This is a genomic window from Pedobacter rhizosphaerae, assembly GCF_900111155.1.
GTDB lineage: Bacteria > Bacteroidota > Bacteroidia > Sphingobacteriales > Sphingobacteriaceae > Pedobacter > Pedobacter rhizosphaerae.
Genome location: NZ_FOGG01000041.1, coordinates 23,228 through 43,322, shown reverse-complemented (window position 1 = coordinate 43,322; position 20,095 = coordinate 23,228). Strand labels below are relative to the sequence as shown.

15 protein-coding genes and 1 tRNA gene are annotated in these 20,095 nt (G+C 39.9%); 3 read left to right on the top strand and 13 right to left on the bottom strand.

Annotated features, from left to right (window positions below):
- Positions 1-854: 854 nt before the first annotated feature.
- From BMX11_RS21310 to BMX11_RS21300, 3 genes are all read right to left on the bottom strand, one after another.
- Positions 855-2,066, bottom strand: coding sequence for a bifunctional 3,4-dihydroxy-2-butanone-4-phosphate synthase/GTP cyclohydrolase II (locus tag BMX11_RS21310; protein ID WP_090888627.1), 1,212 nt, complete (start codon positions 2,064-2,066; stop codon positions 855-857).
- Between the two features lie 127 nt (positions 2,067-2,193).
- Positions 2,194-3,564, bottom strand: coding sequence for an LptF/LptG family permease (locus BMX11_RS21305; RefSeq protein WP_245738734.1), 1,371 nt, complete (start codon positions 3,562-3,564; stop codon positions 2,194-2,196).
- Between the two features lie 99 nt (positions 3,565-3,663).
- A complete protein-coding gene (locus tag BMX11_RS21300; RefSeq protein ID WP_090888623.1) occupies positions 3,664-4,044 on the bottom strand; it encodes an START-like domain-containing protein in 381 nt (126 codons plus the stop codon).
- A 619-nt stretch (positions 4,045-4,663) separates the two neighbouring features.
- On the opposite strand from BMX11_RS21300, the gene BMX11_RS21295 reads away from it, so the two are divergent.
- Positions 4,664-4,737: transfer RNA gene (locus tag BMX11_RS21295), tRNA-Met, on the top strand.
- 344 nt (positions 4,738-5,081) lie between these two features.
- A complete protein-coding gene (locus BMX11_RS21290; RefSeq protein WP_090888621.1) occupies positions 5,082-6,134 on the top strand; it encodes a DUF5694 domain-containing protein in 1,053 nt (350 codons plus the stop codon).
- A 764-nt stretch (positions 6,135-6,898) separates the two neighbouring features.
- Here BMX11_RS21290 and BMX11_RS24435 read toward each other — a convergent pair.
- Together BMX11_RS24435 and BMX11_RS21275 are read right to left on the bottom strand one after the other, a co-directional pair.
- Positions 6,899-7,162, bottom strand: a complete 264-nt coding sequence (locus tag BMX11_RS24435) for a hypothetical protein (RefSeq protein WP_090888619.1) — start codon at positions 7,160-7,162, stop codon at positions 6,899-6,901.
- A 1,008-nt stretch (positions 7,163-8,170) separates the two neighbouring features.
- Positions 8,171-9,157 (bottom strand): 2-hydroxyacid dehydrogenase, encoded by a 987-nt coding sequence (locus BMX11_RS21275; RefSeq protein WP_090888618.1) that lies wholly within the window; start codon positions 9,155-9,157, stop codon positions 8,171-8,173.
- 427 nt (positions 9,158-9,584) lie between these two features.
- On the opposite strand from BMX11_RS21275, the gene BMX11_RS21270 reads away from it, so the two are divergent.
- Positions 9,585-9,809, top strand: coding sequence for a hypothetical protein (locus BMX11_RS21270; RefSeq protein ID WP_090888617.1), 225 nt, complete (start codon positions 9,585-9,587; stop codon positions 9,807-9,809).
- 89 nt (positions 9,810-9,898) lie between these two features.
- Here BMX11_RS21270 and BMX11_RS21265 read toward each other — a convergent pair whose 3' ends face one another.
- The 8 genes from BMX11_RS21265 to BMX11_RS21230 form a co-directional block, all read right to left on the bottom strand.
- On the bottom strand, positions 9,899-12,100 hold the full coding sequence (locus BMX11_RS21265) for a response regulator (protein WP_090888616.1): 2,202 nt from the start codon (positions 12,098-12,100) through the stop codon (positions 9,899-9,901).
- Positions 12,101-12,129: 29 nt separating this feature from the next.
- Positions 12,130-12,846: a LytR/AlgR family response regulator transcription factor gene (locus tag BMX11_RS21260; protein ID WP_217643893.1), complete on the bottom strand. Its 717-nt coding sequence runs from the start codon at positions 12,844-12,846 to the stop codon at positions 12,130-12,132.
- A gap of 166 nt (positions 12,847-13,012) precedes the next feature.
- Positions 13,013-14,686, bottom strand: a complete 1,674-nt coding sequence (locus tag BMX11_RS21255; RefSeq protein ID WP_090888614.1) for a sigma-54-dependent transcriptional regulator — start codon at positions 14,684-14,686, stop codon at positions 13,013-13,015.
- Positions 14,687-15,051: 365 nt separating this feature from the next.
- Positions 15,052-15,681 carry a TMEM175 family protein gene (locus BMX11_RS21250; RefSeq protein WP_090888612.1) on the bottom strand — a complete coding sequence of 210 codons (630 nt, stop codon included), beginning with the start codon at positions 15,679-15,681 and terminating at the stop codon, positions 15,052-15,054.
- Between the two features lie 7 nt (positions 15,682-15,688).
- The gene (locus BMX11_RS21245; RefSeq protein WP_090888610.1) at positions 15,689-16,303 is read right to left on the bottom strand and encodes an alpha/beta hydrolase; all 615 of its coding nucleotides are present in this window, start codon (positions 16,301-16,303) and stop codon (positions 15,689-15,691) included.
- A 9-nt stretch (positions 16,304-16,312) separates the two neighbouring features.
- Positions 16,313-16,615, bottom strand: a complete 303-nt coding sequence (locus BMX11_RS21240) for a GNAT family N-acetyltransferase (protein ID WP_090888608.1) — start codon at positions 16,613-16,615, stop codon at positions 16,313-16,315.
- 5 nt (positions 16,616-16,620) lie between these two features.
- Positions 16,621-17,556 (bottom strand): ring-cleaving dioxygenase, encoded by a 936-nt coding sequence (locus tag BMX11_RS21235; RefSeq protein ID WP_090888605.1) that lies wholly within the window; start codon positions 17,554-17,556, stop codon positions 16,621-16,623.
- Positions 17,557-17,807: 251 nt separating this feature from the next.
- Positions 17,808-20,093 (bottom strand): tetratricopeptide repeat-containing sensor histidine kinase, encoded by a 2,286-nt coding sequence (locus BMX11_RS21230; RefSeq protein ID WP_090888602.1) that lies wholly within the window; start codon positions 20,091-20,093, stop codon positions 17,808-17,810.
- Positions 20,094-20,095: the final 2 nt, after the last annotated feature.

Here is a 20,095-nt window from a genome sequence, read left to right as displayed (position 1 = left end):
GAGTCTTGGGCGCATAATAGTTTGGAGTTGAGAGCTTGGAGTTAGGAGTCCTCTCGCCTAACCTATTCCAACGTCACCCTGAACTTGTTTCAGGGCCTTTACATCAAACCATTCGAAATTTATACTCAGAAGGCTGTTGATTTAGTCCTCAGTCTGGAGTCGTTAGTCTGGAGTCCTCTCGCATATCCTATAGATCCGTCACCCTGAACTTGTTTCAGGACCATTACCTGCCCTGTCCGTAGAGTTAAGCGCAGCGTCTCTACGGATTACAACATACCGTTGAGTTTCATAACTCAACATTACTTAAACCGAGTCAAAGACTCTCCTCCATTAAACAATCCGTAGAACTCCTGCGGAACTCGACGGACAGGATTGAAAAAGCTCTGTTTGGATACAAAGAATACAGACCACAATACCAAATGACATTGTTTAAAACATAGAGCAGGGGGGCTTACTTTTATCTAACGGGAAAAATATGCCTTGAAAATTCTAGGATGAACTTTTTTAACTAATTCAGAATTTTACCGGACAACACTGATTCTGGAGTCGTTAGTCTGGAGTCTTGGGCGCATAATAGTTTGGAGTTGAGAGCTTGGAGTTAGGAGTCTTCTCGCATATCCTATTGATCCGTCACCCTGAACTTGTTTCAGGGCCTTTAACAATAGATTCGTGGTCTGGCTAACCACCTAACCCCTAACCAACTCGACACTTTCGTGATCGCAACAAAAAAGGAGTTTCAAATTCGGACGCACTGCGTTCCAAACTCAAAATTCCTTATTGTTAACCGAGTAAGTAAAACTTATAGCTTAGTACGGATCAACACCCGTAACCACAACTCGTAACTTGCAACCTTATTAGCCTTTCATAATCGAATGCCCCATCTTATCCCTTTTGGTTTTCAGATAGCGTTCGTTATGTACGTTACTTTCTATTTCAATCGGAATGTTTTCTACTACCTCTAAGCCATAGCCAATTAGGCCTGCTCTTTTGGTAGGGTTGTTACTCATTAAGCGCATTTTGGTTACACCTTCTGATCTTAAGATCTGTGCACCTACTCCATAGTCGCGTTCATCGCCTTTAAAGCCCAACTTAATATTCGCTTCAACGGTATCAAAGCCAGCATCTTGTAAGTTGTAAGAACGAAGTTTATTAATCAATCCAATGCCGCGGCCTTCCTGATTCATGTAAACCACTACGCCTTTTCCTTCTTTCTGGATCATTTCTAAAGCTTTATGCAACTGCGGTCCGCAATCGCATCGGCAAGAACCAAAAATATCGCCGGTAACGCAAGAACTATGAACCCTGGCTAAAATAGGTTCATCTGCATTCCATTCGCCTTTAGAAATGGCTAAATGAGTGGCATTATTATCCAGCTGGGTATAGGCGGTCATTTTAAAATCGCCCCATGCTGTTGGTAAATCAATGGTAACTTCTTGTTTAATTAAGCTATCGATTTTTAACCGGTATGCGATTAAATCCTCGATAGAAATAATTTTCAATTGATGCTGTTCTGCGATTTTCAATAAATCAGGGAGTCTGGCCATTTCACCATCCTCTTTTAAAATCTCTACTAGCAATCCTGCAGGTTTCATTCCAGCTAATCGGGCTAAATCTACTGCGGCTTCTGTATGACCTGCACGACGGATAACTCCGCCATCTTTAGCAATTAAAGGAAAAATATGGCCTGGTCTGCCCAACTCTTCCGGATTAGTCTTAGGGTCTACCAGCGCCAACATGGTTTTTGATCTATCGCTAGCAGAAATACCCGTTGTACAGCCATGCCCTACTAAATCTACCGAAACGGTAAAATTGGTTTCGTAAGCGGCGGTATTTTTACCAACCATCAAATCCAAGTTAAGCTCTTTGCAGCGCTCTTCTGTTAATGGAGCGCAGATTAAACCGCGACCATAAGTAGCCATAAAATTGATTACCTCTGGTGTGGCGTTCTCTGCAGCTGTTAAAAAATCGCCTTCGTTCTCTCTGTTTTCATCATCTACTACGATAATTACTTTTCCGGCTTTTATATCAGCTATTGCTTCCTCTATGGTATTTAACTTTGTTTGCATTTGTTATGAACAATATTTTTGTTGCTAAAAAGGGATTTATCTCCAAAACCATGCCTTTTCAGCTATACAAAGGTACGACCTATTTTAAGCATTATGGAGCTCCAAATATCATTTGGAAGTTAAATGATTATGATCCGACGGCCTTCTCTTTTTTCTTGAATAATTTATTAAAAAACAGCTTATAGGCATTAATATCAAATAATGCAGAATCTACAGTCGCCTTATAAGTTAAGAATACTGCCAGGGGCGATAACACAATGACGGCAATCCACATGGCAAATATCGGGTTCAAATTTCCTTCCCGTGCCGATTTCTCTGCTACAGTAGTAATAATGTGATAAACCAGGAAGAAGGAGATAGCCATTACTACCGGAAGTCCCATCCCGCCCTTGCGGATAATAGCTCCCAATGGTGCTCCAATAAAAAACAACAGGATACAGGAGGCTGCCAGTGTAAACTTACGCTGATACTCAATACGGGTAAAAATAATCTCACCCTTCACATCCTTATCTCTGGGTACCCAATTAGGTAAGTGTTGCATAATGCCCGCCACCGTATTGGCGGCATTCTCCAGGCTGGTTTTACGCGACCCATTGGGAATATCTCTCAATATCACATCATGTATTTTCTTAGGCTGTATTTTTTTTACTTTAGAATAGCCTGCAACTGCATTATACTGCCTGAAATTGCTTTTTAGGTTTAACATGGTATTGCGCTGAATGGTATCTAACTGCCGGCGCAGTGAATCGCCTTTTCTTTCAATCCCTTTCAGGTTAAGCATGGGTGTACTGTTCCCAAAGGCATTTTCGTCGGTACGGTTTAACTTAAACGATGATAGATCAAAGCGTGGGGCTGTTGCCTTAAAACGTCTTCTGGAAAAGGTTTGCCTCGGGTTGTACGTACCACTATTGCTTGATCCTTCTTCATATTGCACACCGTTTTTTAACTGCAGCACTAAAAATTCTCCATCATCTGTTTTCTCCATCTTCCCTTCCTTGGCGATGATAATTTTCGGGATCCCATTGCTGTTCTTCCGGTCGTAAATCATAATGCCATGTAACATCCCATCATTATCCTTACTATCTACCCGGATAGAATATTCGGGAATGCTGTTGTTAAATACTCCGGGTTTAATTAAAAAGGCCAGCTTTTTATTTCGGATATCGTAAAGCAGGGAGTTAAATTTAAGGTTGGCTTTGGGGAGCATATAGTTCGAAAATAGAAACGAACCTATGGTGAGCATGATAATCACCACAAATAAGGGCCGCATGGCTCTTTGTAAGGAAATACCTGCAGATTTGATGGCTACCAGCTCATAGTTTTCGCCGAGCGTACCGAAAGTCATGATAGAAGACAGCAGTACCGATAGCGGTAAGGCCATAGATACATTTGCCGCAGATGCATAGGCCATCAGTTCTAAAATGGTATACCATTCAAACCCCTTGCCTATTAAATCATCGATCCATTTAAACAGGAAAAACATTAAAAGAATAAACATTACCACAAAAAATGTGGCAACGAATGGCTTTACAAATGCTTTTATTAATAGAAAATGTATTTTTTTCACCCTACAAAGGTACGCAAAAGCGCAAGATTTTTAGGCACCCAAAACACTGATCAGATAATCGATCTGATTATCCCAAATCTGCTTTTTCTCTGCCAACAAATCGTCTGTAGTAAAATCGGTAATGGCCAGAGCCACATCGTTGGTTAATTCATCCTGCACAATTTCCATTTCGAAATAGCATTGTGGCTCGTCATCAATCCACTTAAATTTAACCGATTTATATTCTTTTATGGCTACCAGCTTTGCCTTTTGCTGTTCATCATCCCAAGTGAAGGTATATACCTGATCACGGAAATTTACGTCATCGGCAAACCATTGCGATAAACCATTAGGTTCACTAATAAAACTATATAATATTCTTGGCGACGATTTCACCTCGTACTCAAGCGTAAATTTCTTCTTTTCTGCCATGTCTAGTCGCTCCCAGAGCCCCTCTGGATTAATTTATTTGGTTTTTCTTTTTCTAAAGAAAGGTAATTTATTCTAAATCTGCAACTCTTCCAAATATCCACGATTATTTTTCCTGTTTCTTATTGAAACCTTAGTGCAAAAACCGCATTTCTGGCTCGCCTATAGGGTTTTTAGCGGTAATAATATTTGTTGGTAGAAAGGAGAAAAGGAAGCTGAAAGCTAAAACACGAAAGCTATACGCAGAAAGCAGGAAGAGGGTAAAGCCATCGCCATAAAATCAAAAGCCTGAAAGTTAAAAATTGAAAAGATCGTGCTATGCTAAACCTCGACTTTGGGTTAGGCAAAATAAGTAAGCTAAATGATAAAGAATAGCGAGAAGCATTGTGGAGTTAAAAAGATCGAGAGGCCAAATCAGAATACGGGCTTGATGTCTCTTGTTTAAAATAGCATGAATTATTTTAAGAATTGAGCCAGCCATTACCTGCTAGTGTTTATCTACCATAATTTATTTTCATTGATATTGAATGGCTTATGTTATTTTTTAAATTTCTTTTTTAAAAAACAATTTTAGTTATATCTTTGCAGTCCGAAATAACCAGTGTCGCTTTGACACACCCTTGGCGGGGTAGCTCAGATGGTTAGAGCGCAGGATTCATAACCCTGAGGTCGGCAGTTCGATCCTGCTCCCCGCTACATCAAAAGCCTCGAGAAATCAAGGCTTTTTTCGTTGTAAGGTATTTTGGGTGGGGTCTTAACGAGATGCATCTAGCGCAAGCGTCTCGCTTGTGTGTTTTTAAACTAAAGGCCGGCTATTATAAAAACGTATTTAGCTTTCTATTTACAATATTAAAGTTATCCAAATAATTCAGTTACTCACAAGCGGGGCGCTTGCGCCAGTGTGGGCGGCATCAGCCTACAGATCGCAAGAATATCAACAACCTCTTCTCTTTTAATTTTGCATGGCAAATTAATTTTTGTTCTTTTTTGTGCAAGCCAATGCTTAAATTGGCAGGTATCCAATAACATAATCTACCAATATGAGGTACGCTTTATTTCTCATTTTTTTCTTTCCCATTATTGTTAATGCCCAAAAGGTAGAAGTGTTGCTGATCGGTGTGTCACATAATTATGGTAACTACCCACAGCAGGATTTTTCAGGCATCCACAACAAAATCAAAAAATTTAAACCGACTGCTTTTTTTGGCGAATTTCTGAGCAAGAAGGATGAGCAGAATGTTATGGACTATTGGTGTAAAAAGGAAAATCTCAGGCGCATCGAAATCCTTAAAAAAAACAGAGCTATAGCTGAAGAAGCACTACCCAAAACAATAGACAGCTTAAAAAAACTGGCAATCTACAATCCAAAAGATTATCGGTTGAAAACAGATCTGGCCCATGTCTATTACCTCAATCAGGATGTTGCAAATGGCCATTATCAATATTGGCAGGTGTTTGATTACCTTCAAAAATCAGCAGACATTAAACTGGAAGATTATGTAAATAAAATACTAAGCCCGAAACTAGATACCGTTGGGAGAAGTATGAAAAGATTAAAAACCTCCGAATATGCCTTTATTGCATTCCCAATGATGAAGGAGCTGGGAATAGGCGAATTGATTGCCATGGACTGCCAGGATTATGATTTAAATTGGGGAGCGTCTTGGGGAGCTTTCGATGCAAAGTTCAATGTATTCAAAAAAGATACTTCAGCTATTTTCAGGAATGAACTGAAAGCAAATCTAAATGCCATTCAAAAAGGTTTCGAAAAATATGATAGTATAGAAAAAACTTCAAAAAATGTTACCGAATGGCTAAATACCGACGAAGCAGCCAAGATTTCCGCATCTGGAGATTTCTATCTGCCGGAAATGTATACCATGAAGAATTTCCCGAAACAAGAGATGCTTTCGAAAATCCACTGGTGGATGATGAGAAATATAGCCATGTGCAACAATGTAGTCAATCACGCCAGGGCCCAGAGGGCAGAAAAAGTTGTTGTTATAGCGGGAGCCAACCACAGAAAGTATATGCAGGATCTTTTCGAGAAAATGCCGCATGTAACCGTCAGAAATATAAACGAGATTAAATAACCATTTGACATATCCACTTCTTGTGCAGGCGTGTAGATTGTGTTTTTTAAACTGCGCATCAAATTAAGCTTTAGTCGCAAGCGGGACGCTTGCGCCGGAGGCGGAAGATGAAGGCTTGGATAAGTTATGGGATCGATTAATTATGAAAGGTGGAACTGAAGGTAAAACTTTCTTAGAGACATTTGGGCGCATAACTCCGGTTCAAAAACAAAAACAAGATATGCTAGATGCATTTCGTTATCGTTTAATCTCATAATAATTTGTTCTATAACTTTAAAATGAAAATACTCCACGAATTTTACTTTTATGCAATTTATAAGATCTATGGTAAAATATTTGGCATACGATGGGCATACGTAAAAAGTCCAAGTATTGTGCGAATAACTGATAGTATAGCAATTCTAAACTTGGCGTTTATTTTCTTGATCGTTCGAAAAATCACACCAAAAATATCTATAGTAGAGATTATAATTTGGGTTATATTATTGTTTTTAGAATTTTTTTATGCGGACAAAAACATACGAGGCGATAAGCATTTACAAGTAATCAATGAAATTGATTCAATACGAAGAAATAAGAATTACTTTCCTTTTATAATGATTTACTCAATTACTCCAATTCTAGTTTTAAGCTATTTTTTATTGCCAAGATATTTCTAATTAGACAGCATTTTTTTCAGCTTAATATTCCACTCTTTTTGCTTAGCTTGATTAAGGCTATGATTGGTCTCATCATCATACTTTAATTCAAATAACTTAAATTCATCAAATATTTTTTGAAATATTTTTTTTTGCCTCGATAATATAGTTTCCGTAATAAACTTTGCTCATTTTTTCTTCCAATTTTTTAGCAAGAATATTCGCAATTACTACATGACCTCTTTCATGTTCTGATATTTGTGATAATCGTTTCTTATCATTAAAAGACGTTTGTCTTGCCATGATCTTTCTTTCCGCATATCGCTTGTAATTTATACTTAACCATACCCCCCCTCCTGCTAACGGCTTAGTATTTTCAACATCATACAAGACGCTACAAGTAGTATGAGCTAGGATAGATTGGATTTATCTGGAGCATTGCCTTTAAAATCAGCTATGATAAGAGCTGGGATTCCGTGGCAAATTAATACCAATTCTATCCATGAAGTTTCCCCACCTGCGCGGGAATGATGGTTGGCAGAGAGTGTATAAAAATAAAACCACCCCCGCCTACGCACTGGCTAGCTCACCCCCTCCTTGAAAAGTAGGGGAGCTGGATTTATGATACGGGCGAGATGCAAAATGGTTGTGGCTTGCGTGTTGTGGGACTGGGTGCGCTAAACCGCTCTCCTTTCTCTGTGTAAATCTTGGTGATCTTTGTGGTAAAGTTTTTTATCACATCTAGCGCAAGCCCCCTCGATTGTGTTTTTTTAAACAACGCTTTGGTCACAAGCAGGACGCTTGCGCCAGAGAGGGGATTTACCACATTTTTTTCACCATGTAAGACATTTAAGCGATGGAAATTCACGCTTCCTGACACATAACTTATAACACTCAAATTATTTTTACCATATAAGCCAAATAAGAAAGATAAGTGCAGGCGGCTATGCTCCAAGCACATCTAACACAGAAGGCGTGCACTAAACCGCTCTCCTTTCTCTGTGTAAATCTTGGTGATCTTTGTGGTAAAGTTTCTACCAAACTAGCCACTAGGATTTTCCGTGCTTTCAGTGGTTCCGTGGCAAATTAATACCAATTCTATGTATGAAGTTCCCCGCCTGCGCGGGAATGATGGTTGGCAGAGAGTGTATAAAAATAAAACCACCCCCGCCTACGCACTGGCTAGCTCACCCCCTCCTTGAAAAGTAGGGGAGCAGGATTTGCGATACATGCATGAACCAAAAATGGTTATGGGTTGCGTGTTGTGGGACTGGGTGCACCGAACCTCTCCTTTCTCTGTGTAAATCTTGGTGATCTTTGTGGTAAAATTTCTAATCACATCTGGCGCAAACCCCTCGATTTAGTCACAAGCAGGACGCTTGCGCCAGAGGCACCACTTTAGGGTTTGATTTCATTAGGCATAGGTTTTCCATTGGCAAAAGCATCTGCATTTGAAAAGGTGATTTCGGCAATTTGTTGCATGGCCTCACGGGTGAAGAAGCCCTGATGGGAAGTAATGAGCACATTAGGAAAGGATATAAGACGGGCGATTAAATCATCCTGAATAACTTTTTCTGAAAGATCATGAAAGAATAGTGCCGATTCCTGCTCATAAACATCGAGCCCGAGATAACCCAGTTGCCCTGATTTAAGCGAATTAATCACATCTGCGGTGTTAATCAGTGCACCTCTACTGGTGTTGATCAGCATAGCGCCTTTTTTAAAATATTTAAGGGTTTGCTCGTTAATTACATGGAAAGATTGGTCTGTTAATGGGCAATGTAAGGAAACGATCTCTGCATCGCATAGCACCTCCTTTAAACTGGCATAAACAAGGCCTTCAGCACGTAATGTATCATCAGGGTAGGGATCATAAGCCAATATGCTACACCCAAATCCCTTCAAAATTTTATACAAAGCTTTTCCGATATTACCGGTACCAATCAAGGCCACCTTAGCATGGTTCAAATTAAACCCCATTAAAGATGCCAAAGAAAAGTTACCATCTCTAACCCGGTTATAGGCTTTATGGGTTTTACGGTTCAGCGTTAAAATCATGGCCATGGCATGTTCTGCTACTGCTTCTGGTGAATAGGCCGGAACGCGAAGGATTTTAATCCCGAGTTTGGCTGCGGCCTCCAGATCAACATTGTTAAATCCGGCACAACGAAGTAGGATAAGCTTTACACCGTTTTCTACTAAGGCGGAAAGTACCTTTTCATCTGCGCGATCATTTACAAAAAGGCATACGGCATCAAACGCTTTCGTCAATGCTACATTGTCAAAATTCAATGCCTGCTCAAAGAAAACAAGCTGATGGTTAGTATTATATTTTTCGAGAAATTCCTGATCATAGACACAGGCACTAAAAACAGCAATTTTCATATGGAGTTGAGATTTAATGTAAGATAGTGATAATTAAGTTGGAATTTGGATGGGTTATGTGTTGCGGGGCCTGGGTGCACCAAACCTCTCCTTTCTCTGTGTATAGCTTTTGGCCTTTGTGGTAAAGATGGATAAAAGAATGGATATCAATAGAAACCACCCCCGCCTACACACTGGCTGGCACACCCCCTCCTTGAAAAGTAGGGGAGCTGGATTTGCGATACAGGCGAGATGCAAAATGGTTGTGGGTTACGTGTTACGTGTTGTGGGACTGGGTGCGCTAAACCGCTCTCCTTTCTCTGTGTAAATCTTAGTGGCCTTTGTGGTAAAACTTTTTAATCGCTTTAGTCACAAGCGGGACGCTTGCACCAGAAGGGAGCATCTGGATTAAAAAATGATATTTTTTTAACCAAATGATCGATAAAAAATGCCTTTCACATTTGATAAATGGCTATCTTTAAATAAAAAAAACATGATCATAGACCCGAATAAAGAAGAACTTTCTGATGATAAGGAAGATGCATTAACCAGTGAGGAAGATGCACTGAATCAAACTGAAATCATCAGCGACAAAATGGCTAGCGAACACGATGTTGATTTGTTAGACCAGGCAGACAAGGCCTCCAGATCATCGTTCGAACTGGACATTTAGGCCAATTGTTATTTTAAGAGAAGGGCGCAACCGCTGAACCAGATTCAGCAGTTGCGCCTTTTTGATATACGCTAAGGTATGATGCGAATTTACTTACCTTTTAAAGTTTTTAAATAGCCATCTGCTTCTGCAACGGCTCCTTTACAAACCATTTCTAAGGCCGAAATCAATTGTTCAAAGTTTCGCCTGTCATTTTGAGGAAACTCCAATTCATCTAAGATCTGAACCGTCCTTTCTAAAACCCCCATAATGGCTAATGTGGTGCGTAAGCTATGGGCCACTTCTCTAATTTTTTGATAATCTTCAGCCTTCAATGCACTTTGCAAAGCAATCATATCTTCAGGTATCCGTTTGATAAAATGGCCAGTCACCTTCCTTTCGTAAGCCACATTGCCTTTGCCCATATCTTTAAGATAATCCAAATCCAGATATACAAAAGCTGAGGATGTATTTCCTACCACTGGATTTGGAACGGTTACTTTTTCAATAAGTCGTAAAAGTTCCTGCTCATTAACTGGCTTCGAAATATAATCGTTCATACCTAAAGTGATACATTTTTCGCGTTCTCCAGACATGGCATGGGCAGTCATGGCTATAATTGGAATATCAGATTTCAGCTCCTTCCGAATTTGGATTGTTGCCGAATATCCATCCATTTCAGGCATTTGAATATCCATCATCACCAAATCAAAATGCCCGGTTTTAATTTGCTCAACGGCCTCTTTCCCGTTTGATGCAATGGAGAATGAAAAGCCCCAATAGGCCAAAATATTAGCCATTAAATCCTGGTTCATCATATTATCATCTACAATGAGGATATGAATGGAGCGGCCAATCCATTCTGGCTCTACCACCTTGTAACGCACCACTTCACCTGCTGTCTGATCATTCGAAATGAGATAAGGAATTTCGAAGGTAAATGTAGTACCTAAACCTACATTACTGCTTACCTCAATGGTTCCCTTTTGAATTTCCAATAAATCTTTTACTATTGACAGCCCTAAGCCAGTACCGCCATAATTCCTGGTAATGGAATCATCGGCCTGATTAAACCGCTCGAAAATGCGTTCGAGTTTTTCAGCACTAATCCCAATACCCTCATCAGATACGATAAACTTTACCCTTATCGAATTATTATTTACCGAGGCAACAGAAACACCAACTTTAAGCCAGCCTTTCTCACTAAATTTTAATGCATTGCCTAATAAATTAACCATAATTTGAGTTAAACGGGTGGCATCTCCAATAAGTGTATCGGGAACATTGTCGTCTATTTCAGTCAGATAATTTAACCCTTTAGCTCGTACCCTTTCCGAAAAAAGCACTTCTACCGAATGTAACAAACCGCGCATACTGAAAGGTTTATTCACTATGCGCATCATACCGGCTTCAATTTTAGAAATGTCGAGAATATCATTGATAATAGCCAATAGGTTTTCTCCTGCCTGTTGTATGGAGGTAATGAAGTGCTGCGATTGGCGGTCTACCTCTTGCCGCTGCAAAAGGGTTGTAAAACCGAGTATAGAGTTAAGTGGTGTTCTAATTTCATGGCTCATATTGGCCAGAAAATTCTCCTTAATTCCCAGTGCCGCTCTTGATTTTTTTTCCGAATCATTTAATTGATCAATTAAAAGCGTTCTATGCCTAAATTGACGGGTAATAAACCAGCAAAGCGTTCCGCCACTTAAAAGAAGCAGGACAATTAGGGCATTTCCGTAGGCCCTGGCTTTTTGTCCACTCTCACTGATTTTTTGGGTAAGCGCCTGCATGCGTTGTTCCCGGCTATTGTAAATCTTGTGGGTGGTACCTGTAATTTCATCAGATGTAATTCTGGCCTGCGGATTTCCAATGGAAGTGGTATCATTCATCCTTCCCGTTCGGCGATAGAGATCCATCAGGTGATTTTTGGTTTTTACCTTTTCCTGAGCAAGAAAGTTTAGCCGGTCCAGATATTTTTTAATGGCCGGCTCCTCGCTACCATCATCTAAAGAATCAAGATACATACTCACAGCCTGGATTTTACCTTCTACCCCTTCCAGGTGGGTGGTATCGTCTGTTGCAATGGCCGCCCTAATTCTGCTTTCCACACCCAAAATGTCGCGATCTATTTCACGCAAATGGTTACTGGTACGCAACTCATCTAAAAGTTCCTTATTTCCCTCTATGAGGGTATTCATATTTCTCGATGAACTATATTGAACCAGAATCAGCAATCCCATACCAACCACAAAGGCCGAAAAAATAAGGTAATTGAAACTGCTGTCGGGCATTAGCGATTTATTTTTTTCCATAAATAACTGGTAGAATCTTTTCCTCGTTTTTAAATAATGTTCATCATTCGGTACAGATTTTTACGATAGCTATCGGCAATAGGCAGAAAACAACCATTAATTACCATGCCCCCCTCTTGTAGCGTACTAATGTGTTGAAGTGATACAATGTAAGATCGGTGGATCCTTATAAATTTATTTTTAGGAAGCCGTTCCTCCACAGATTTCAATCGGGTATGGATGGCAAAAAGTTTATCACTGGTATGAAACTTCACATAATCGCCCATCGCTTCGGCGTATAAAATATCATCAATACGTAAACGGCGAACAATATTACCATCCCGAACGAAAATAAACTCATCGTTTGCCAGCTCAACTTCTTCCGTTTTACTGCATAAAATATCGCGGGCTTTATCAATGGCCTGCAGAAAACGTTGAGAAGAAAATGGTTTAACCAGATAATCGGCTACGTTAAGGTCAAATGCCTCAATGGCGTAATCTTTATTGGAGGTGGTGAAAATGATGAGATTCTTTTTTCCGTTAAGGTTCCTGGTAAGTTCAATTCCCGTCATTTCGGGCATTTCGATATCCAGCAGAATCAGATCTACCTCGTTATTTTGCAAATAATTGTAAGCTTCGAAAGCATTTTCGCAATCGTTTAATACTTCTAAATCATCAATTTGTTGGGCAAGCATCATCAGGCTTTCCCTTGCAATTGGATTATCATCAACAATGATGCATGTTATTTTCTGCCCGTTTGGTGCCATTTGAGATTGCGGTAAATTTATTCGGTAACTATCTGAATTTTATGGTAATCAAAAACAATACCTTTAATCAAAACGCTAAAAAACAATGCATTACATCAAATCCCTGAAAATTCAATTACGTTATATCGTCAATTTACGCTCGAAGAAGGCACGAATATCGTTTAATTTAAAAAACGTGCCTTTTAGCTAAGCCCAATCTTTTAATTTTAGAATTGAGCGTTGTTGCAGGAACCCCCAATAATTTTGCAGCGCCATTAGCTCCTGATATTTTCCCATTGCATAATTCTAACACTGCAAAAATGTGATCTCTTTCGTTCTCGAAAATGGTTTTTACGGGCGCAATGACTGATAAAGATTGCTCAGTGTTTCCAGGGATTTCCACCTCTTTAATGATCGCTCCTTGCGCCATTACCACGTGTCTTTCTACAAGATGCTCAAGTTCCCGTACATTGCCAGGCCAGCTGTAAGCCATCATGGTGGAGATAGCCTTCTTAGAAAAGCCCTCTAAAGTTCTGTTCGATTTTTGGGCAAATTTCTTCAGGAAAAAAGTTGCGAGCAGGGCGATGTCGGTTTTCCTATCTCTCAATGCCGGCAGAGACACCGGAAAAACATTCAGTCTGTAAAATAAATCACGTCTGAATCTCCCCGCTTCAACTTCTGCCAATAGATTCCTGTTGGTGGCAGAAATAATGCGCACATCGGTTGAAATCGTAGTTTTACCACCAACCCGCTCTATTTCCTTCTCTTGCAAAACACGCAACAACTTTACCTGTAAATCGAGCGGCAGTTCACCAATCTCATCCAAAAAAATTGTACCCTTATGCGCTTGTTCAAACTTGCCAATTCGTCTTTCTGTAGCTCCAGTAAAACTTCCTTTTTCATGACCAAAAAGCTCTGACTCTATCAGGTTTGGCGGAATAGCCGCACAATTCACCTTAACCATCGCCTTCTGGCTCCTACCAGAACTATCGTGTATCGATTTGGCAATCAGTTCTTTTCCTGTTCCGGTTTCCCCTAAAATTAAAACAGTAGTTTCTGAATTGGAAATCCGATTAAGCAATTTGTAAACCTGCTGCATTTCGGGGCTACTGCCAACAATGTGCGTATGATTGTGTATTTCTGAAGCTTCTTCCGGCTTAAAAACCTGGAACTCGGCCAGTTGTTCCTTTAATGCTTCAATTTCATTTTCCAAAAGCCTCGTTTTCTCTTCAAAAATGGATGCCGATTGTAAAGCAATTATATTTTCTGCTGCATGATGCTTTGCAGGTGCCGGATCTGCCATATTTTTATCGGCCATTACAGCGAGCAATCCGGCAAGGAAATCGGCCATGTTACAGCAAAAGGTTAACCCTTCTGCACTTAATTCGCGATTATGGTTGTGCAGCTCGAAAGTTCCCCATATGCGGCCATTATGTTCTAAGGGAATATAACAATGAAAATGGTATTCGATAGGATGATTGGTTAAGCAATGATTCTCTCCAAAATCATCTATCCAGTCTTGTCGCGATTTGAGGACTGGAAAATCAAACCCAGAAATTTCTTTGGTAATAAGCGAAAGGCTAACCGGATCAGAAATGGTTTCGACACAAGAAATTTTACCCGAAACTAATTCCGAAAGATAAGCTCTTGTAATGTGGTTCATTTCTTCATTGTAAAGAACCAAGGCAGCGCAATCTATAGAAAACAATGGGCCTAACTTAGCAAGAACGCCTTCAAATAGCGCTCTTAAACTTATCTTTTTTTCAACTTCTGCTGTTGCTCCCGCTTGTTCTTCGAAATAAGAATTGGCCTTTGCATCAACATTCACGCTGGAAGTAAAATCGGATTCCTGTTGTCTCATTCTTTTTCAAAATTGATCTTCCACGAATAACTTACCCGGGGATGAGGGTGATTAAATCCACAGAAATCCTCATAAATATCAATTCGGCAATGAGGGTAATCATTACGGAGCGGCAGTGAATTGATTGAATAGGGATGACCTGCTTATTAAAATCCGCAATTTCAAAGAACATGCCAAAGGCAGGAATATGGCTTCAATCTTGGTTCAAGCGACTTTCTAAAACAAATCACTCACGATATTTCGCCAAAGAACGATTTCTTGATACGAAATATAGTAGTGCAATGAGATAATAATTGATTGAGTGAATTATTGAATTATTGAATGGTTAATTATTGACTGAATGAATCAATGAGGGGATGAATAATTTATATTAAATCCGAAACTTCAGTAAAATTTATTTTTCTGGAAGAAACTGCCCAGAAAATCCAAAGCAATACACAGATTACTAAAGCGAAATCCGGATAAAAGAATGAGAGTATAAAAGCGGCTAAATAAGTAGGGAAACCATAAAGATAATTGTTCCTCAATTGCCTGATGGCCTTGTTACTTATTCCTGGCCGCAATAAACGCTTATCTCTGCTGGCTTGCTCCCAGAGCAAGTTAAACGCCAGGTTAATTAAAACGAACAGCCCGGTGTAAATGGTTACGGAAAGCTGCCTGGAGTCGCTGAGAAAAAACCGGGCCAGCAGGGCACTTGGGTACGAAACAAGCGAAACCAGGAACAGAATGAGGCCATTGGCAAACATGAGCCCTGTATTTCGCTTGTAAATTTGTTTAAAAATTTTATGGTGATTTACCCATATTATGAAGATGCTGAAAAAGGAAATGATAAAGGCAATATAACCGGGCCACTGAAGTTGCAACTCCTGAAGCAACTGAGTAGGATTTTCTCCATTCTTCAATTCTGGAATATGAAGTTCTAGAACCAATAGCGTAACCCCTATTGAAAATACGCCATCACTAAAAGCTTCAATTCTGCCTGTTTCCTTTTCCATCTTATCGTTAATCTTTAAAAATCAACTTATTTACCTGGGCTATTTCTGCATGACTGATGGTATGTCCCATATTTTGGTAAATAATCTCGGTTACTTCTGCTCCCATCTCTTCTAACAAAATGGTCGATTCTTTTACCCTTGATACGGGAACATGCATATCGGGATCGCTACTACCTATGAAAACAGGTGTTCCGTCAAAGTTACCCTGATAGTTTCTATGGTCTACCCGGTCGCCAATTAGCCCTCCGGTAAAGGCTACCACCCCTCCATAACGGGCAGCATTAGCCGCCACGAAATCGAGCGTTAAACAAGCACCCTGCGAAAAGCCCAGAAAATAAATCTGTTCTTTTGAAAAGCCTTGCTTCTCTACATAAAGAACCGTATCCTTTAGGGTTGTTAAAGCTTTGGAAAGTGCCGGTTCATTATCGGTACGCGGTGCTAAAAATGAATGTGGATACCAGGTATTGCCCGAAACCTGTGGCGCTAGCAGTGCATAATCGGCAACATGTAGATGTTCGGCCAAGCTCAAAATATCTTGTGCAGTGCCCCCTCGGCCGTGAATCATGATCAGCACTTTTTCTGCCTGATCAAAGTTTTTTCCTGCTTTTATAATCTCTTCCATAATTTCCCCTTATTTTTTATCTCCCTTATTCCAGATATCTCCATATAAATCTTCGTGGCGGGTAAATTGCATATGTACATAAGGACACATGGCAATAACCATTAAATTATTTTCACGAACATGGGCTACCATCGCGTCGAGCAGCATTTTCGCGTACCCTTTTCCCTCTTTTTCAGGATCAACCTCGGTATGATAGACGGTTAAGTCCGAACCCTTGATATCAAAAATCATTTCACCAACTTTACCGTCTTCATCATAAATATCGAATGAATTAGGTTCGCCTTCCTGAATGTTTAATTTTACTTGTGCCATCTTTTTTAATTTAATTTTGGAAGCAATTTGTCTAAATCTTCACGTAAATGTTCATGCTGATGAGGCAATTTTAAATGCGTTCCCAACTCATTTAGCGGTTCATCTACCGTAAAACCTGGATTTTCGGTAGCAATTTCAAAAAGTACGCCTCCAGGTTCACGGAAATACAGGGAGTAGAAATAATCACGATCAATTTTTGGGGTGATCTGTAAATTTTTACTCAGAATCTGCTCCCTCAGTTCCATTTGAATTTCCTCGTTTTTAACACGGAAAGCCACATGGTGATTTGTACCCGCAGCATTTCTGCCTCTCTGCCCCGATGGATCTTCCAGTAAATCTACAATGGCCGCATTTTCCACCGTATCGGTAATGAAACGATAGCGGTTTCCCTCTTGCGCAAGCAATCTATAACCAAACAAATCGGTTAATACCTTAGCCGTTTCATCAATACTTTGCAAGGTTAAGGTAGTGCTGTGAAAGCCTCTTGTTGCTGTATCTTTTTTAATTTCGCTCGTTTCCCATGGTGTTCTGGCATCCGCGATTGTTGGCACAATTAAACTCAGTGATAGTCCATCAGGATCTTTAAAAGCCAGCACCTGTTCTCCAAAGCGTTCTGTAAGGGCACCCGATTGAACATTCGTTGCGCTAAATCTTTCTATCCAGAATTCATGACTGCCAGCAGGCACTGCATAACCGATTTCAGTGGCCATTCCAACACCTTCCGTTCCTTTCCCAATTCCATCCCAGGGGAAAAAAGTAAGAATTGTTCCAGCCGATCCGCTTTCATCGCCATAATACAGGTGATAAGTACCCGGGTCATCAAAGTTTACGGTCTTTTTAACCAATCTTAACCCCAGTTGTTGAGTATAAAAATTGAAGTTTTCTTTTGCATTTCCTGCTATCGCCGTAATGTGATGCAAGCCTAAAATATTATTTTTCATATCGTTCGATATTTATAGTTAACGATTATTTATTTAACTAAAATTGGTCCTCAGTCTAAAGTCCTGATTTTTTAGTCCTTATTTTATAGTCCTGAGTCTGAAGTCCTGAGTCTGGAGTCGCCACCGACAATAAACTTTTCATCGATTTATGCGCCCAGTCTTTGTTCCTTGCTCTTTGTATCTCAATACTTGATACTTATATCTTGCTACTTGCGTCTTGATACTAAATACTAAATACTTGATACTAAATACTAAACACCAGCATCCTGATACTCCCCATGTCTCACAAAGGAAACCTCCAGGGTCAAACCATCATCATTCCACATATCAATCTTTCCGTTAAGCTGATCTGTTAGCCCGGTCATTAAGCTCATCCCCAACGATTCTGTATCCTCGGGATTAAAATTTTCAGGTAGTCCTATCCCATCATCAGAAATACTGAGTTTGCAGGCATTGTTTTCCATCTCAACAAAGGCAATTCGCACATTCCCTTTTCTATCGTCGGGAAAAGCATATTTAATGGCATTGCTAATGGCTTCATTCAGTATTAACCCCAGTGGAACAGCCTGTGCTACATCTAGTTTAACTTCATCAGTAATTAATTCGAACTTGATTTTACGCGCTGTTCCAAAACATTCAATCATGTATTCTACCAATTCCTTGATGTACCATTTCATATCAATTTCGGCCAGGTTATCCGATTGATAAAGCTTTTGGTGTATGAGCGACATGGCATGCATCCGGTTCTGACTATTTCTAATGGCCACCAAAGCATCTTCATTGTCCAAATATGCCGACTGGGTATTGAGCAGGCTGATCACAATTTGCAGGTTATTTTTCACCCGGTGATGTATTTCGCGCAGGAGCCACTCCTTTTCTTCGAGAATTTTCCTCAGCAGCTCGTTCTGGCTATTAATTTCCGCTTGCTTTTGCTCCAAAACTAAATTACTCTGCTTTTTTAAGCGATAGCGGTTATAAATTAAACCAACCACCAAAACAGCGATAAAAAGACCAGCAATAAACATGTATCTCAGCCGGCCTTCGTTTTCAATCCGCACCTTTTGCAATTGATTTTTCTGGTTTAGCAGCGCAATGTCTTTATCTTTTTTCTCCGTTTGAAATTCAATTTCTAAACCCGCAATCTGCTTGTTCTTTTCATTGTTCCAAATAGAATCGGTTAGTCTTTTGTAGGTTTTATAGTGTGCTACGGCCGACCAGGGTTTATTCAGAGCAGAATCAACATCAAACCAAAGCCGGTGTAACTGAGAAAGGGCAAGTAAGTTTTTCTGTTCTATGCTCTGTTTTTCATGAGCCTTTAAATACCCGTCAGCAGCTACATACTGCTTATCGTGAATCAGCTTCCTGATAATACTTCGGTATAGATAAATTTGGTTCGGATCTTCATTGGGTAAATCACGATGAAATTTCATTAACACCTTAAAATACGGCGCAGCCTTGGCGTATTGTCCAATATCATAGTAAGTATTAAACAAAATATAGGGTATACGAAGTTTCATTTGAACATCCGTAGGCGGATATTTACTCACCATTTCTTTTAAAACGGTTATACCCTCGTCAAACCTTTTCATCCTCACCAAAATGGTAGCAACATTGGCAATAACCGTTTGCATGTAACCAGGATCTTTATATTTCTCTGCTATAGTTTTAGCTTCTAACCAATAATCCAATGCTTTCTGATCATTGCGTAAATAGTAATAAGTAAGGCCCAGATGGTTGCATATCGAACTTCTTTGCAAACTGGTATCACTCAGCTGCGCTGCGGTTTTCTCGGCCAACAAGCCATATTTTAATGCGTTAGAGAAGTTACCCAGGCTAATATTGGTAATACACATATTGTTGTAAACACCCTGCAACTCCTTAAATCCAATCGCCTTGTAAACAGAAAGGGAAGTATCCATTAATTTGATGGCATAAGCAGCTTGTCCCTTTATGTTGTAGTAGTCGCCCAGGTTTTTAAGTGAATTCCCTTCCTCTAGTTTGTTGCCTGTTTGGCGATATAATGCCAACGATTTTTCATTATAACTGATCTTCCTATCCAGATCTTTGCCTTCATTACCAAACAGATAGCCCATAGCCGAATAAGCTTCGGCCAACTCATCTTTTAGCCCCATCTTAGTGGCATAAGCAATGGCTTGTTCGTACATTTTTGTACTCTTAGGCTTATCGCCCGATTCGCGAACAATATTACCCTGAAGCACCATACTTTTAGCTATTCCTTTGGGGTATTCGATTTTTCCGGCAAGTGCAAAAGCTTGTTCGCGGATATTCATCGCTGTGGCTAAATCGGTTTTCAGTTCACCAGGCAGGTTCAGGTAATAAGTACCCAAATCAATCAATACATCTACCTTCCGCTCTGTTTGTCCTAGCCTTCTAAGCTGTTTATCTGCCTCTTCTGCCTCCAATTTAGTCCTAATGCCCTGTCCTTTGCTAAGAACAGGGCTTATTAGAATGACAATGATAAACAAGAATCGAAGATTCATACTTAAAATACTAATGGGGCTATTTCTGTTTAACATGC